Source organism: Sphaerisporangium rhizosphaerae (assembly GCF_042665155.1).
In the GTDB taxonomy this organism is placed as follows: Bacteria; Actinomycetota; Actinomycetes; order Streptosporangiales; family Streptosporangiaceae; genus Sphaerisporangium; species Sphaerisporangium rhizosphaerae.
Window position 1 is genome coordinate 96,279 of the sequence record NZ_JBHTCG010000010.1, and the last position, 14,097, is coordinate 110,375.

The 14,097-nt window shown below is 68.7% G+C and carries 14 protein-coding genes and 1 tRNA gene; 12 read left to right on the forward strand and 3 right to left on the reverse strand.

The window, feature by feature from the left end; genetic code table 11:
• Positions 1-175: 175 nt before the first annotated feature.
• The 5 genes from ACFQSB_RS17225 (at position 176) to ACFQSB_RS17245 (ending at position 4,545) form a co-directional block, all read left to right on the forward strand.
• Positions 176-832 (forward strand): cadmium resistance transporter, encoded by a 657-nt coding sequence (locus ACFQSB_RS17225; RefSeq protein WP_380827559.1) that lies wholly within the window; start codon positions 176-178, stop codon positions 830-832.
• Between the two features lie 380 nt (positions 833-1,212).
• A complete protein-coding gene (locus tag ACFQSB_RS17230) occupies positions 1,213-2,259 on the forward strand; it encodes a DUF418 domain-containing protein (RefSeq protein WP_380827562.1) in 1,047 nt (348 codons plus the stop codon).
• 149 nt (positions 2,260-2,408) lie between these two features.
• A complete protein-coding gene (locus ACFQSB_RS17235; protein WP_380827563.1) occupies positions 2,409-3,047 on the forward strand; it encodes a maleylpyruvate isomerase N-terminal domain-containing protein in 639 nt (212 codons plus the stop codon).
• A 625-nt stretch (positions 3,048-3,672) separates the two neighbouring features.
• Positions 3,673-4,080 carry a TIGR03668 family PPOX class F420-dependent oxidoreductase gene (locus ACFQSB_RS17240; RefSeq protein WP_380827762.1) on the forward strand — a complete coding sequence of 136 codons (408 nt, stop codon included), beginning with the start codon at positions 3,673-3,675 and terminating at the stop codon, positions 4,078-4,080.
• A 9-nt stretch (positions 4,081-4,089) separates the two neighbouring features.
• On the forward strand, positions 4,090-4,545 hold the full coding sequence (locus ACFQSB_RS17245; RefSeq protein WP_354844150.1) for a MaoC family dehydratase: 456 nt from the start codon (positions 4,090-4,092) through the stop codon (positions 4,543-4,545).
• A 65-nt stretch (positions 4,546-4,610) separates the two neighbouring features.
• On the opposite strand, the gene ACFQSB_RS17250 is transcribed toward ACFQSB_RS17245, so the two are convergent.
• Entirely contained in the window at positions 4,611-5,180 is a 570-nt protein-coding gene (locus ACFQSB_RS17250) for a sensor histidine kinase (RefSeq protein ID WP_380827564.1), read from the reverse strand.
• Between the two features lie 185 nt (positions 5,181-5,365).
• Here ACFQSB_RS17250 and ACFQSB_RS17255 point away from each other — a divergent pair, with 185 nt between their 5' ends.
• Positions 5,366-5,599 carry an RNA-binding S4 domain-containing protein gene (locus tag ACFQSB_RS17255; RefSeq protein WP_354844155.1) on the forward strand — a complete coding sequence of 78 codons (234 nt, stop codon included), beginning with the start codon at positions 5,366-5,368 and terminating at the stop codon, positions 5,597-5,599.
• Between the two features lie 189 nt (positions 5,600-5,788).
• Positions 5,789-5,861, forward strand: a tRNA-Arg gene (locus ACFQSB_RS17260).
• 172 nt (positions 5,862-6,033) lie between these two features.
• Here the strand turns inward: ACFQSB_RS17260 and ACFQSB_RS17265 are convergent.
• A complete protein-coding gene (locus ACFQSB_RS17265; RefSeq protein ID WP_380827565.1) occupies positions 6,034-6,528 on the reverse strand; it encodes a hypothetical protein in 495 nt (164 codons plus the stop codon).
• Between the two features lie 612 nt (positions 6,529-7,140).
• Here ACFQSB_RS17265 and ACFQSB_RS17270 point away from each other — a divergent pair.
• Positions 7,141-7,917 (forward strand): hypothetical protein, encoded by a 777-nt coding sequence (locus tag ACFQSB_RS17270; protein WP_380827568.1) that lies wholly within the window; start codon positions 7,141-7,143, stop codon positions 7,915-7,917.
• A 332-nt stretch (positions 7,918-8,249) separates the two neighbouring features.
• The gene (locus ACFQSB_RS17275; protein ID WP_380827569.1) at positions 8,250-8,831 is read left to right on the forward strand and encodes an NADAR family protein; all 582 of its coding nucleotides are present in this window, start codon (positions 8,250-8,252) and stop codon (positions 8,829-8,831) included.
• Positions 8,832-8,945: 114 nt separating this feature from the next.
• On the opposite strand, the gene ACFQSB_RS17280 is transcribed toward ACFQSB_RS17275, so the two are convergent.
• Positions 8,946-9,416 carry a hypothetical protein gene (locus tag ACFQSB_RS17280; protein WP_380827571.1) on the reverse strand — a complete coding sequence of 157 codons (471 nt, stop codon included), beginning with the start codon at positions 9,414-9,416 and terminating at the stop codon, positions 8,946-8,948.
• A gap of 673 nt (positions 9,417-10,089) precedes the next feature.
• Here ACFQSB_RS17280 and ACFQSB_RS17285 point away from each other — a divergent pair.
• From ACFQSB_RS17285 to ACFQSB_RS17295, 3 genes are all read left to right on the forward strand, one after another.
• A complete protein-coding gene (locus tag ACFQSB_RS17285; RefSeq protein WP_380827572.1) occupies positions 10,090-12,684 on the forward strand; it encodes a tetratricopeptide repeat protein in 2,595 nt (864 codons plus the stop codon).
• A 214-nt stretch (positions 12,685-12,898) separates the two neighbouring features.
• The gene (locus ACFQSB_RS17290) at positions 12,899-13,723 is read left to right on the forward strand and encodes a hypothetical protein (RefSeq protein WP_380827574.1); all 825 of its coding nucleotides are present in this window, start codon (positions 12,899-12,901) and stop codon (positions 13,721-13,723) included.
• Entirely contained in the window at positions 13,720-14,097 is a 378-nt protein-coding gene (locus ACFQSB_RS17295; RefSeq protein WP_380827575.1) for a GntR family transcriptional regulator, read from the forward strand. Before ACFQSB_RS17290 ends, ACFQSB_RS17295 begins: the two co-directional genes overlap by 4 nt.

Below are 14,097 nucleotides of genomic sequence, written 5' to 3' on the forward strand. Positions count from 1 at the left end.
TCCCGCGGCCACGGCGTCTGCCGACGTTGAGACGCAGAGGGTACCTCTGCAGCCCTGCCGGTCATGGGAGATCCGGTTGGTCCTCCATGCCCGGTGAAAGCGAGGTGGTCGGCGTTGCGGCCTGGGCCGCGACCGGGTCGAGTGCGCGATCGTATTCGCCATAGGCTGGCCGTTCATGGATGGCTTGGTCGCGACCCTCGGCACCGCCTGCGCTGTTTTCGCGGGCACGAACGTCGATGACATCATCATCCTGACCGTGCTGTTCCTGTCCGCCCGCGCCGGCCGCGAGCCCCGCGCACGGCAGATCGTCGCCGGGCAGTACGCGGGCATCGCCGTGCTGGTCGCCGTCTCCGCGATCGCCGCCCTCGGCCTCACCGTCATCCCCGACCGCTGGGTCGGGCTGCTGGGCCTGGTACCGCTCGCCCTTGGCATCCGCGGTCTGATCTCCGCCCTTCGCACCCGCCATCGCGACCGGAACGGTGGACGGGGTGCCGGGCGTGAGGGGGGACAGGAGGGCGGGGCGCCGGTGGCCGTGGCCGGCGGGGCCTTCTCGGTCGCGGGCGTCACGATCGCCAACGGCGCGGACAACCTCTCGGTGTACACGCCGATGTTCCGCACCATCGGCCTGACGGCGAGTCTGGTCACCATCGCCGCGTTCGCCGTCCTGATCGCCGTGTGGTGTGCGGCCGGGTACTGGCTCGGCTCCCACAAGAAGATCATCGCGTTTGTGGAGCGGTTCGGACATTGGCTGGTGCCGCTCGTCTTCGTCGCGATCGGCGCGGTGATCGTGCTGGAGTCCGGCGTCGCCGGCCGCCTGGTCGACCTCCTGTGAGCAAGACGACCATTGGTCGTCGCTTCGGTGCGCGACCGGCGACCACGGTGGTCGTCTTGATGTGCGACCGGCGACCATGGTGGTCGCCTCGGTGTGCGACCGGCGACCATGGTGGTCGCCTCGGTGTCCGACTGGCGACCACGGTGGTTGTCGCCTCGGTGTCCGGTCGGCCGAAAGTACGGCCGTGGCGATGGTGAACCGGGCTTTCGGCTCATGTCCGCGCTCGCGGGGGACCGCAGGATGACACCATGCCCCCTGAAGATCCCCCACCCTCGGCGTCCCACGTCGGCGCGGGGCCCGCGTGGCCCCGCGCCGGTCGTCCGTCCGCGGCGCCCATCGACGGTCGAACGTCTGCCACGTCCGGTGCCGATCATCCTCCCGTGACGCTCGGCCCCGGTCATGCCCCCTCGACGCTCGGCGCCGGTCGTGCCCCCGCGACGGTTGCCCCGCGTCGGACGCGGATCGTCGCGTTGGACGTGGTGCGCGGGTTCGCACTGTGCGGGATCCTGCTGGCGAACGTCCAGCCGATCGCCAACGTGGACGACGCGATGCGGCGTTCGTCCGCCGCCCTGGAGAGCCCGTGGATGGGAATGCTGGTCGAGCAGCGCTTCTTTCCCATCTTCTCCCTGCTGTTCGGCGTCGGATTCTCGCTGCTGTTGCGATCGGCCCATGACCGGACCGCCAATCCGCGGGTGGTCCTGCTGCGCCGGCTGCTGGTTCTGTCCGGCCTCGGACTGGCGCACATGCTGCTGTGGCGTGGCGACATCCTCACCGTCTACGCCGTCGTGGGCCTGCTGGTGCTGCTGCCCTCGACCTGGCTGCCGCGCTGGGCGGTGGCCGCCCTTGCCGCCGTGCTCGCCGCGGTGGCACTGACCCTCTACGGCGGCGGGACCATGCTCGTCCCCGCGCTGTTCCTGCTGGGTTCCGCACTGACCCGGTACGGGGTGGTCGACCGGGTCGAGCGGTCGGCGCGTGGTCCGGCCGTGCTCGGCCTGGTCTTCGCGGCGGGGGCGGCGCCCGCCCTGTGGTGGCAGGGGCGTTCCCGAGCGGGCGACTCCCATGGTCTGAGCCCCGCCCTCGCGCTGGCCGTACCTGGACTGCTGCTGGCGGGGGTGTACGTGTGCGTCCTGCTGCTTCTGCTCAGGACGCCGCTCCGGCCGGCGCTGCGGGCGGTGTTCGAGCCGCTGGGCCGGATGGCGCTGACCAACTACCTGACCGCGACGGTGCTGGTGCTGTTCGCCGTCCGTGTCCTCGGAGTGCCGGCCGGCTCGTCGTGGACGGCGGTGTTCGCGCTCGCGGGCGCCATCCTCGCCGTCCAGTGGTCGTGGTCCACGCTGTGGCTGCGCCGGTACCGGCAAGGCCCACTCGAATGGCTCTGGCGCTGGGCCACCTGGGCCCGCCGCCCACCTCTGCGCCGCGCATATTGAGCGCGACGGCCGTGGCTGTTCCGTGATGGCGGTCGCTTCGTGTCGGCGGTCGCTCCCGTTCGGCGGTCGGAAGGGAGCTTCGGCTTCACCGCCCATACCGGGCGTGACAAGATCGTGAGGCGGTATGGGCTCGTGAAGGGAGCACAGGGATGAGCGGCATCAAAGACGACTTCCTGTCCGCGGCGCGCGCGGCCGTGGGACTGCTGCGTGAACCGGCCGTCGCCGGCGCCTGGAAGGAGCCGAGCGCACTGCCCGAGTTCGCCGTGAGCGGTCTCGCCGGCCACCTGGCCTACCAGATCTTCGTCGTCCGGCAGGTCCTCGCGGGGCCGGTCCCTTCGGAGGAGACCATCCCGCTTCTGGAGCACTACAAGCGGGCGCGGTGGGTCGGCGCGAGCGTTGACGACGAGTTCAACGTCGGCATCCGGCTCGGCGGCGAGGAGGTCGCGGCCGAAGGAGCGGCGGCCCTGGCCGATCGCGCCGCCTCAGCCGTCGAGGAGCTCGCCGATGTCCTGCCGGGGACGGCGGATCGGACGGTCCGGATGCCGATCTGGGGGCCATGGTCGCTGACGCTCGACGACCTGCTGGTCACCCGCCTGATGGAGCTCGCCGTCCACTCGGACGACCTGGCGGTCAGCGTCGGGGTCCCGACTCCGGAACTTCCGGAGAGCGCCGTCGAGACGGTGGTCGGCCTGCTGTCCCGCCTCGCGGTGCGCCGCCACGGTGCGACGGCCGTCCTGCGCGCCCTGAGCAGAGCCGAGCGCGCGCCGGCCACCATCGCCGCGTTCTGAAGCCCCGACCCCTCCTGACCGTCCTGGCCGCTGGACGGCCGGGAGGGGCCGGGGACCTCGCAGAGCGCGCCGAACGTCGTGATCGGGGCATCTTCCCGTCCTCGACGCGCAGCACGTCGAACTCGGACGCACGGACTCGGTGTCCCTGGTCGTGCTCGCCGCGGCGATCGCGAAAAGACCGTAGACGGCACACTTCAGTATGGAAGCCGCGAACGGCTACATGAGAGCATCTGTAACGGCCGGGAATCCGCCGCCTGGCCGTGACTTCCGGGTGCCCCCGCCCTGGAGAACAGGCAGATCCCATGGATACGCGCCCCCTCGACTCACCTCCGTTGCCCCGCCGAGACGAAGCCGAACGATGCGCGACCGCCGAATCCGGCCGTCGCTGCGTCCTGCCCATCGATCACCTCGGTGACCACGTCTACCCGCCCCGGTCGCGGACGGCCTGACCCCACCCCACCTCGTCGGGTTGAGACCCGGACGGCGCCGCCGCGTGCGCTCGTCCGTCTGAGCCGGCCCGCCCGTGGCGGTCACCGTCCGCGTGGGCGGGACGTGCTTGGATACGCGGGTGAGCACGGTCGAGATCGGTTCGGACGGGGCCGGCGCCGGATGGGCCCGCGGCAGGATGGCCGAGGCCCGGGTGGCGAGGCTGGCGACCGTCGGCGATGACGGCCGTCCGCATCTCGTGCCGGTCACCTTCGCCCTCGACGGCGATCGCCTCGTCACCGCCGTCGACCACAAGCCCAAGTCGGGCGCGCGGCTGCGGCGCCTGCGGAACATCCAGGTCAATCCGAACGTGTGCGTCCTCGTGGACCACTACCACGAAGACTGGACGACCCTGTGGTGGGTGCGGGCCGACGGCTTCGCGACGGTCGTGGAGAGGGGGGACGAGCGTCTCCCCGCACTGCTCGCCCCGCTTGTCGCGAAGTACCCGCAATATCGTGATCGCGTGCCGGAGGGGCCGGTGATCCTGGTCGAGGTGACGCGCTACTCGGGCTGGTCGGCTCTGGCCGTGCCCGAGAAGGCCGAATAAGATTCGGGCATGCGGATCTTCGCCGGAGTCGCCGAGCTGAAAGCCGCCGTCGGTGAACACCTGGGGTACACCGAATGGCGCGAGGTCACTCAGGAACAGGTCAACCTGTTCGCGGACGCGACAGACGACCACCAATGGATCCACGTCGACGAAGAACGGGCCAAGGACGGGCCGTTCGGCGGGACGATCGCCCACGGGTACCTCAGCCTGGCCCTGCTCCCGTCCTTCATGACGCAGATGTTCCGCGTCGACGGGTTGAAGATGGGCATCAACTACGGGCTGAACAAGGTCCGCTTCCCGGCGCCGGTGCCCGTCGGCAGCCGCATCCGCGCCGGAGCCGAGCTGGTGGACGTCAAGGGCACCCCCTCAGGCACGCTGTCCAACCTCCGCATCACGATCGAGGTCGAAGGCCAACGCCGCCCGGCCTGCGTCGCCGAGTCCCTCTCCCTCTACATCACCGACTGACCTCGCAGCGCGGTCACCTCACGGGCCCGCCTACGGGGTCGCCGACTGAGCGTGGCAGCTGGCACCTATCGGAACGGAAGTTCCGCGTGGACCCGCCAGCCGCCCTGGTACGGCCCGGCCGACACCCAGCCGCCGATCTTCTCGGCGCGGCGGCGCATGGCCGCCAGTCCTTCGTGCGGACCCCGGGAGGCGGGCGTCTTGCCGTTCATAGGGCTGTCCACGGTCACCGTCAGCAGCCCCGGCCCGTACCCCAGCACCACGGTCGCGTTCGGCGTCCCGTGTTTGACGGTGTTCGTCAGCGCCTCCTGGATGATCCGCATGCCGGCGAGGTCGACGGGGTCGGGGAGCATCTGCGGCGAGCCGGCCACGTGGAGGCGTATCGTCAGGCCGCTCTTCCGGCTCGATTGCACCAGGTCGGCCAGGCTGGGGCGCGGATAGTCGTACTGGGTGCGGAGCAGGCTCCGGGTCAGCTCGGTGACGTGTTCCGTGTGCGCCTGCGCCACCACCGCCTTGTGGCGCCGTCGCATGAGCAGCGCCGCGACGACGACCACGGCTCCGAGGCAGGTCAGCGCGATGGCCACGGCGACCTGCGCCGAGAGACCGCCTGTCCCGAACATTCCTGGCTGATGGTTCATGCCTTCAATCCGCAGGTCCTGACCCTCAGAGCCACCTCATGTGATCGAGGTGGTTCATTGCCGCCCCCGGATCGCGCCACGCCCACGAACGCGAAACTTTGCAGATGTATTGTCCGGTTTGGCGGCCCCGCCCGCTCGCGATCACCGATGTCTCCGGCCTGCCGGGTGATGCCTATGCTGATGACGTGAACGCGAGATTCCGGGAGGAGACCTTCCGCCTGCACACCGAGTACATCCCGCTGTGCGACCTGCTGAAGATCTGCGACATCGCCGAGACCGGCGGGGTGGCGGGGCTGCTCATCGTCGATGGCGAGATCATGGTCGACGGTGAGGTGGAGCTACGCAAACGCGCCAAGATCCGCTCCGGCCAGGTGGTCAGCGGCGACGGCTTCGAAATCCACGTGATCACCGCCCCCTGACCCCCACCCCGGCCACCGCGCCCATCCCCCACCATCTCCCCAACCACCGCGTCCATCCAGTCGCCCTCCCAGTAACCGCCGCGCCCGTCCGGTTGCCCTCCCAGCGGCCACTCCCACCGGACGCGAACTCGCCCCCGATATCGGTTCGGCGCACCCCCGAAGACCCGCTATGCTTGTCGAGGCAAGCAGGCGGCCGTAGCTCAATGGATAGAGCATCTGACTACGGATCAGAAGGTTGGGGGTTCGAGTCCTCCCGGCCGCGCAGCAGCTCAAGGGCCACTTCCGGTCACCGGAAGTGGCCCTTTTGCTATGCGTACAGCAGCGAAGTACAGCAACGCGGCCACAGACGGTCGTCGGCGGACACCGCTCGTTGAGACATGCGGCTTTCGTGGGAGCTGAAAACACTCCTCGGGGCGACCGAGGCCGGCGCTCGCTCAGGCGCCGCCGAGGTCATCTCGGAGGCGGCGAACCCAGTCGGCGGGGAAGGCCTGCTCCAGTCGCTCTTTGCTGATCTCCAACAGCCCTTCCTTCGCCAGGGGAAGGAGGGCGCCGTTCTGCACTGCTGCGTGGTTCTCGGGTGCCGGACAGATCAGGACGGCGAGGATCCGGCACGTCCGCTGCAGATTTTCAACCCCACTGATGTGGATCATGCTCTTGATGGGCTCCCACGCTGTCCGTACGGCAAGAGCCACGAGTGGTCTGAGAAGAGGGCTCCGACCCTCGACCTTCCGGCACCTCATGATGGCCGCCGTCACATGGTCGGGTACTTGGTCCATCGCCTCCGATAACTTCTCGATGCCCTCGGCCAGAGCGACGAGGAGGTCACACCAGAAATGATTGGTGAGACTTCTTCTGGTTTCCTGTGGCTTCCTGCCGCCGAACCTTTTATCCAGTTCTGCGATGACGGGGCCGGTGAGGAGATCGCCCACTTCCTAAATGTGGTCGATGGTGCCTGGATTTTCGGACAGCCACTCGATGAGATCCACTGTTGCGCTATCGGTGGCGGCCGCCTGTCTGGGCTTGGACGGACCACGTCGCCCCTTGGGTGGCTGGGTGGCTGGGTGGCTGCCCACGCGTAGTCGCTGTGCTCTCTCGCCTCCTGGCGCCCTGTAGGAGATGGGTCCCGGGCCAAGGTGATGCCGTAGGGCCAGCCGTGCTGTGCTCCGCCGCAGTCGGAACATCGGCATTGATGCCGCTTGGCGCGCTCGCAACTCACGGGGTGTGCCATTCGCCCTCCATACGTTCGGCGTGAAGATGCACTGGACGGCTCGCGGGAGACTTACTCTTTTTAAATCACAAACAACGGGCAGTTGGATTGCCCTGGTAGTCAGTTCCACACGGCTGTTTGGCTATAGCCGAAGACTCTTGCATGTGAAAAAGGCCCTTTAGGGTGATCCCAAAGGGCCTTTGCGGCGTTGGATCCCGGATGCTTGTGATCTTTCTTTGGATCGCAGCAGATGCAGAGGGTGGTCAATGAGCTGAGCCAAGTCTGTACGTCGCGGCTTCGCAGAATACGCGAGCAGCTGAAGTAAGGTGAGGCGATGGACAGGAGTGACCTTTACCCGGAACCCCCGCATCTGAGTGCAGGGCTCTATGCGGAATATGGAGAAAGGGCGCTCTTCTCGCGTGTGTGCGTGGCGTTGATCGCCGCGGGAGCCGAGCCGACCGGCGTGATAGGGGTGGCCCCCCGCGCGCAGGGGTTCAAGATGGTCAGTGATCTCGGAGCCGACTACCAAGAGCTCGGCCTGAAGCCGGACCGCCTGCTGGCCATCGCCTCCGACGCCGATCCCGGACAACGCGCCATCCGGATGGGCTTCCGGCGCAAGCCGTCGGGTCTCATCGTGGTCGGCTACGATTTCGCGGACCGCGATGACGATCACGCCGTTTCCCTGCTCACAGCGGCGGAATCACTCGGAGTTCCGCAGGAGTTGCAGTCCGGCGCCGAGCTGCGTAGGGCGCGCAAACGCGGGGGTGACTTCGTCGACCTCGTGCGCCGCATCATCGAGAATGCCGACCCGTTGTACGGAGAGATCGGTGTCGAAATCTCCACGCCTACGCCGCACACGCTGATGAAGGACACCGAAACGGTGTTACCCGGCGATCTGTTCGTCTCGGATCGGCTTCTCGCCGACGCGCCCGCCGTGCGGAGCGGTCTTCTCGCCTGCTTTTCCGAGGGTGCCGTCTCTTCTTGGGAGAACGGACTTCACCTGTCGTGCTGGGGAATGCTGAATGACAGAGGAGTCACCATCCCGGAGAGCATGGGGGTGCCCCGCAGGGCGGCGCGGCTGCTGAGCCGGGCGCTGGCACATCGTCGATGACGGCACGAAAGGGCAGCGGGTGAGAGAGACAAGGGTGTGGTGGCGTCGAGTTCCTCCACGGGTGCGGTGGCGGGTGGCGGACGGCTCGACCGGCCGTCCGCCACTGATCTTCCGCGGGCGAAGGTAGGCTGCCGCACGCCTCGTCACGGGATGACCATGGCTGCAGTGATAGCAACATCTCCGCATGGGAGCGTCTTTCGACAGTTGGTCACAACCCTCTGACCATGGTCTGCGGTACGCCAGCAGCGTGGTTGTTCCGGCTGAAAAGCGGACGTACGCGATCACTCGGAAAGGTGTTGGCGTGAACCCTCATGGTTTGGGAGGGTGCGGGCATGGCGGAGGCGGTCGATGTGCGGGATGTGGCTGGACTGGTCGAGGTGGCGAAGCGGGGTGAGCGGATCAAGTACTTGATGTTCTGGGGGCATCGACCTCCGCGTTCCGGTGGGGCCGGGGCCGGGTGTCTGTCGCAGTGGTGGCCGGCGGAGTTCGTCGTGGACGGCGTGGTCTACCGCACGGCGGAGCACTTCATGATGGCGGAGAAGGCGCGGTTGTTCGGTGACGAAGATTCCGTCGCGGCGATCGTGGCGGCCGGCCATCCGAAGCAGGCCAAGGATCTCGGCCGATCAGTGCGGGGTTTCGACGAGGGCAGGTGGGCGGCAGCTCGCTTTGACCTGGTGGTGCGCGGCAATCTCGCCAAGTTCGAGCAGCATGCCGACTTGCGGGAGTTCCTGCTGGGCACTGGTGAGCGGGTGCTGGTGGAGGCGAGTCCCGTCGATCGTGTATGGGGGATCGGATTGGCGGCCGACGACGAGGAAGCCGAGAATCCGGAGTCGTGGCACGGACTGAACCTGCTGGGGTTCGCTCTGATGGAGGTAAGGCAGGTTCTTCGGCGCTCGCCTCCGGTTATGGCATGATCGCGTGCCGGGGCGCGCCAGGGGCGGTCGGAGTCGGCGCTGCTGGGCTCGTTGCCGGTGTGGCCGAGGGGTCGCGCGAGGGCGGCTTGGCGTCGCGGAGGTGATCGTGTCGGCTCACCCGCCGCAGCTGGAGTAGCTCCTGCTGCTGACGTAGTCGTGGATCAGCCAGCCCTTCTCGGTCTTGCGCAGTGTCAAGGTTCCCAGCCTGTTGGGGGTCTCCGATGGCTTCGTGCCCGCGGAGAGGGTCCATCCTTCGCCGCAATATCCACTGACCTCGGCCTTGGAGCCTTCTGTCTTGAGGCCGGAGGGAACCATCTTCCGATAGGCGTCCGCATCGGTGATCCTGCCGTGGAACAGGTTGACGGCCTGCTCACAGGTGCTCATCTCATTCTCCCGCGCGAACAACTCCTGCGCGGCCGGCGACATCAGATCGCAAGCGTCCTCGCCCTTGTCGTCGGCGATGAACGCGGTGAGTCTCGTTAATGTCTCCTGCGGTGTGTCCGCGCCTTCGGGCTCGCCGCTGCCGCAGGCCGCAACGGTCAGGGAGGACAGCAGAAGGGCAAGTGACAGAGGGTGCGGACGCATGTTGTTCCCATTCGATGGTCAAGCAGTGCGGTCGCGCCGACTTTACCTATTTCTGCGAGGACTTATCTGCTTTTTTTCTGCGACCTCTCTGGTCGAGGAAGTCTTGTTGATGTCAATAAGTAGGTGATTGGCGTTGGAAGTTACGTCGATGCCGCTCCGTCCGAATCGGCTTTCGTGCGAGTCGAACTGCTCCGCCTAACCGGGACGACCGCTGACGGCTGGGCCTACCGTGTCGTCACGTGAAGCGAGCCGCGGTGGCGGCCTGGCTTCACTTGGTGTGTTGTTTCCGAGTAAGCCGTCGGCGGGCGCGCGGATGGCTCACCGCCTGGCGGGCCGGTGAGCCATCCGGTGCAACGGGTCAGCCCCGCCAGATCTTGACTGTCAGCACATCGTCGTTCATCAGGTCGCCGACGTACGGCGTCGGCAGTGCGTCCGTGTGATCCGGATGCTTCGTCGCATGTTCTCTCCCCGTTCGGGCTGGGTGGTCCACCCCAGACGTCGTCCTTCACACCGGCCGGCACGGCCGGCACGACACCGATGGTGGCGTGCGGGTGGTCAGTGGCCCGGATTCCCGGACGATCCCGGACGCTCGCACTTGGCGGGCGCCAAGGCGCGCACTACCGTTGCGAAGATCGGACGCCGCGGGGGGCGGCGGAGGTCATGAGGAGAGTGGGTGCGCACATCCGCCGCCGCAGACGGTGTCCCGTTACCGGATCCGGGTGAGGCACGGTCACTGGACGAACTGATCGAAAAGGTCCAGCGGCTGAAGATCTGGGCCGGCAACCCGTCGTACAACGTGATCAAGGACCGTATCAACGCCGCCTGGCTCGCGGCGGGCCGGCCCTCCGGTGAGCTGGCACGCAGGAGCACCATCGCGGACTGCTTCCGGCCCGGACGCCGGCGGGTGAACGACGACCTGCTGCTCGCGGTGGTCCAGGCGCTGCACGACGATGCCGGCTATCTCGCGCAGTGGCGTCAGGTGCTCCGCGTCATCCACGGTGAGACGCAGGCCGCGCGTCAGGTACGAGTGCAGGGCGGCTTGCCCGGGAGCGTTTCCGGTTTCATCGGGCGTTCTTCCGAGATCGACCGGCTTCGTCGGTCACTACGACAGGGCGGCGACGCCGGCGCGGCCTCGGTCGTCTCGGCGATCCAGGGCATGGCCGGCGTCGGGAAGACGCAGCTCGCACTCCAGGTGGGCCGGGTGCTGGCCGCCGACGAGCCGTTCGACCACGTGTTGTTCGTGGATCTCCGGGGCTTCCACCCCGACCCGGCTCAGCCACCGGCCGAGCCGGATGCGGTTCTGGACGGGTTTCTCCGGCTCCTCGGCATGCCGGCCACGCTGATCCCACCCCGCCTCGCGGATCGCGCGGCCGCCTACCGCAGGCGGTTGGCCGGCACCCGGACTCTCGTCGTACTGGACAACGCCGCCACCGAGCAGCAGGTCGAGCCCCTGTTGCCCGACGACCCCCGATGCGTCGCCCTGGTCACCAGCCGGCGCAGTCTGACGACCCTTCCGGGATCGACGCAGGTGACGCTGGACGTGTTCGCGCCCGGCGAGGCACAGGACTACCTCCTTTCGGCCGTGCCGGGCGTCGCCATGGGGGACGATCCCGCCGCCCTGGAGAGGGTGGCGCGTCGCTGCGGGCACCTGCCGCTGGCGCTGGCCCTGCTGGCGGGGCACATGCGGGCCAAGGCCGACTGGACGGTCACCGACCACGCGGACCGGCTCGAGGCGCGGCACCGCCACAATCGGCTGGACACCGGCGTCGAAATGGCGCTGCGGCTGTCCTACCAGGGGCTGTCGCCCGACCGCCAACGGCTGCTGCGCCTCCTCGCCGTCCACCCTGGCCAGGACTTCGACGCGTACGCCGCCGCGGCGTTGACCGACCACGACGTGCGGACCACCGGCCGGCGGCTGCACGAGTTATGCGGCGATCATCTTCTGCAGCAGAGTGTCCCGGGACGATTCGTCTTCCACGACCTGGTTCGTGCGTACGCCGCCGATCGCGCCGACGAGGAGGATCGCCCGGCCGCCCGCCGCGCCGCTCTCACCCGCCTTTTCGACTACCACCTGTTCACGGCGTCGGCCGCGATGGACCTGCTGATCCCGGCCGAACAGCACAGCCGGCCACGCGTACCCCCCTCCGCCATGTCCATTCCGCCCCTGGAAGATCTTGCGGCCGCCCGCGGATGGCTCGACGACGAACGGTCGAATCTGATCGCCGCGGCGGGTCATGCCGCCGCACAGGGCTGGCCGTCCCACGCCACCCGCATCGCCACCACCCTGTTCCGCTACCTCGATGCCGGAAGCCACTATGCCGATTCCGTCGCCGCTCACACCCACGCGCGCGATGCCGCCCACAGCAGCGGCGACCGTGCCGCCGAGGTCCATGCGCTGACCTACCTCGGCATCGGCTGTCTCCGTCAGGGCCGGCACCCCCAGGCGGCGGAACATCTTCGGCGGTCTCTCGACCTGGCCCGGGAGATCGACGACCCTGCCGGGGAGGCTCGCGCGCTCGGCAACCTCGGTGTGGTGGCCGAGCGGTCCGGCCGCTACCGGGAGGCCATCGACTTCCACCAGCAGGCTCGCAGCCTGTTCGACAAGATCGGCAATCGGGTCGGTGAGATCCGGGCGCTCGGCAACCTCGGCGTGGTCGCTGAGCGGCTCGGGCACTATGAACGATCCCTCGAGTACCAGCGGTGGGCCCTCACTCTGGCTCGCGAACTGGGCGATCGGATCGGTGAGGTGAGCGCGCTGGACGAGCTCGGCTACGTGCACCAGCGACTTGGCCGGTACCAGCAGGCCCTCGACCATCACCGGCAGGCGTTGACCGTGGCCCGGGACATCGCGACCCGCTCCGGCGAGGCGGCGGCGCTGAACAACCTGGGCGCGGTGTACCGAAGGCAGGGCCATCTCGAAGAGTCGGTGGACCATCTCCACCGTTCCCTTGCCCTCTGGCACGAGATCGGCAATCCCATGGGGGAGATCGACGTCCGCAACGACCTGGGGGAGACACATCTGGCCGGCGGCCGGCCTGAACAGGCCCGCCACCAGTACATCCTCGCGCTCGACCTTGCCGGCCAGCTGGGCGATCGGTACCAGCAGGCCCGCGCCCACAACGGCCTCGCCCACGCCAGGAAGGCCGATGGCGACATCGATGAGGCCCGCCATCACTGGCGAAAGGCACTGGCCCTCTACCAGGCGCTCGACGTCCCCGAGGCGGACGAGGTCGCCGCCCATCTGAAAGGCCTGTCAGGGACAGACTGAGGTTCCTCCACGGATCAGAAGGTCAGGGAGTGGAGTCCTGTCGGCCGCGCCGGCCGGAAGGCCCGTCATCAGGGAAACCCGGGGCGGGCTTTCTGCAGGGAAACCCGGGGCGGGCCTTCTGCTTTGTCTGGACGGCGTCCGAGCGTGGGACGTTGACTTTGTCGCAAGGTATGACGCATCATCTTGATACAAACATTGCGACAAAGGAGGCGCTGTGACTCGTGAACCGTTATCCGACGCCGGCCCATCGGCGCGTTCGGCCGATCTGCGACTGGCGGGCGAGTGGCTGGCCCGGCACGACCTGGCCGGCGCCCGTCCGACCCCGCTGCTCGCCAGCCGCCTGGCGGCGCGGCGGCGCGCCCGTATCGCCGGTAGCGTCATGCTGGCCGTGCTGATCACCGGTAGCGCGCTCGCCGCGACCTATGGCGGGTTCACCGGTGGCGGCTTCCCGTCGCGTGGCCCGCTGCCGCTGGTGGCCCTGTCCGCGCTGGTGGCCGGGCTGCTGGTGGCACAGTCGCTGCTCGACTGGTGGGTGCGGCGCGTCGACCAGCGGGCGGGCGCGACGCTGTCGCGCAGGGCCGCCCATCTGATCCAGCCCGGCTGGCGGGCCGTGCTCGGCCGGCCGTACGCCGTCTTCATGGTCGCCACGTTCGCCGGTGCGATGGTGCTGACCGGGAGCGCCCTGGCCGTTCCCGACCCCGCCGTGCGGCGACTGGCCGTCGTCCTGTTGATCGGCATGCTCGGCGTGACGGCCATCCTCGCCGTGCAACTGCGCCACCTGCTGCGGCGCCCGGTCGTGGCGGAGGACGAGGAGTCGCTGACCGCCGACGTCATCATGCGCGTCGAGGACGCCCGCGAGCTCTCCACGCCGAGCGCGCAGTGGGCGCTGCCCATGGTGCTGCTGTTCGGCACCGCGCCCGGGTGGTGGAGCGCCGCCGCGGTGGTTTACCTGCTCCTGGGCGTGGCCACGTGCGCCGCCCTGCACGCCAGGACGCCGTCGAGCGCGACGGTGGCCCGGCGGGCCATGAGCGTCCGATGATCGTCATCGACGCGGCCTCGCCGGTGCCGCCGTTCGAACAACTGCGGGCCCAGCTCGCCCGGCAGATCCAGGACCGCACGCTGGCCGTGGGCACCCGGCTGCCGACCATCCGTCACCTCGCGGCCGACCTCGGCCTGGCCGTGAACACGGTCGGCCGGGCCTACCGTGAGCTGGAGGAGGCCGGGCTGATCGAGACGCGCGGGCGAGCGGGCTCGTTCGTGTCGGCCGCCGGCGAGGAGGGCCGCGAGCGGGCCCGCCGGGCCGCCGCCGACTACGCGGCCGTGATCGCCAGCGTCGGCCTCGACACGAGCGAGGCGATCCGCATCGTCCAGGCGGCCTTGACGTCCGGAGCGGCGGCGCCGGCCTCGTCATGA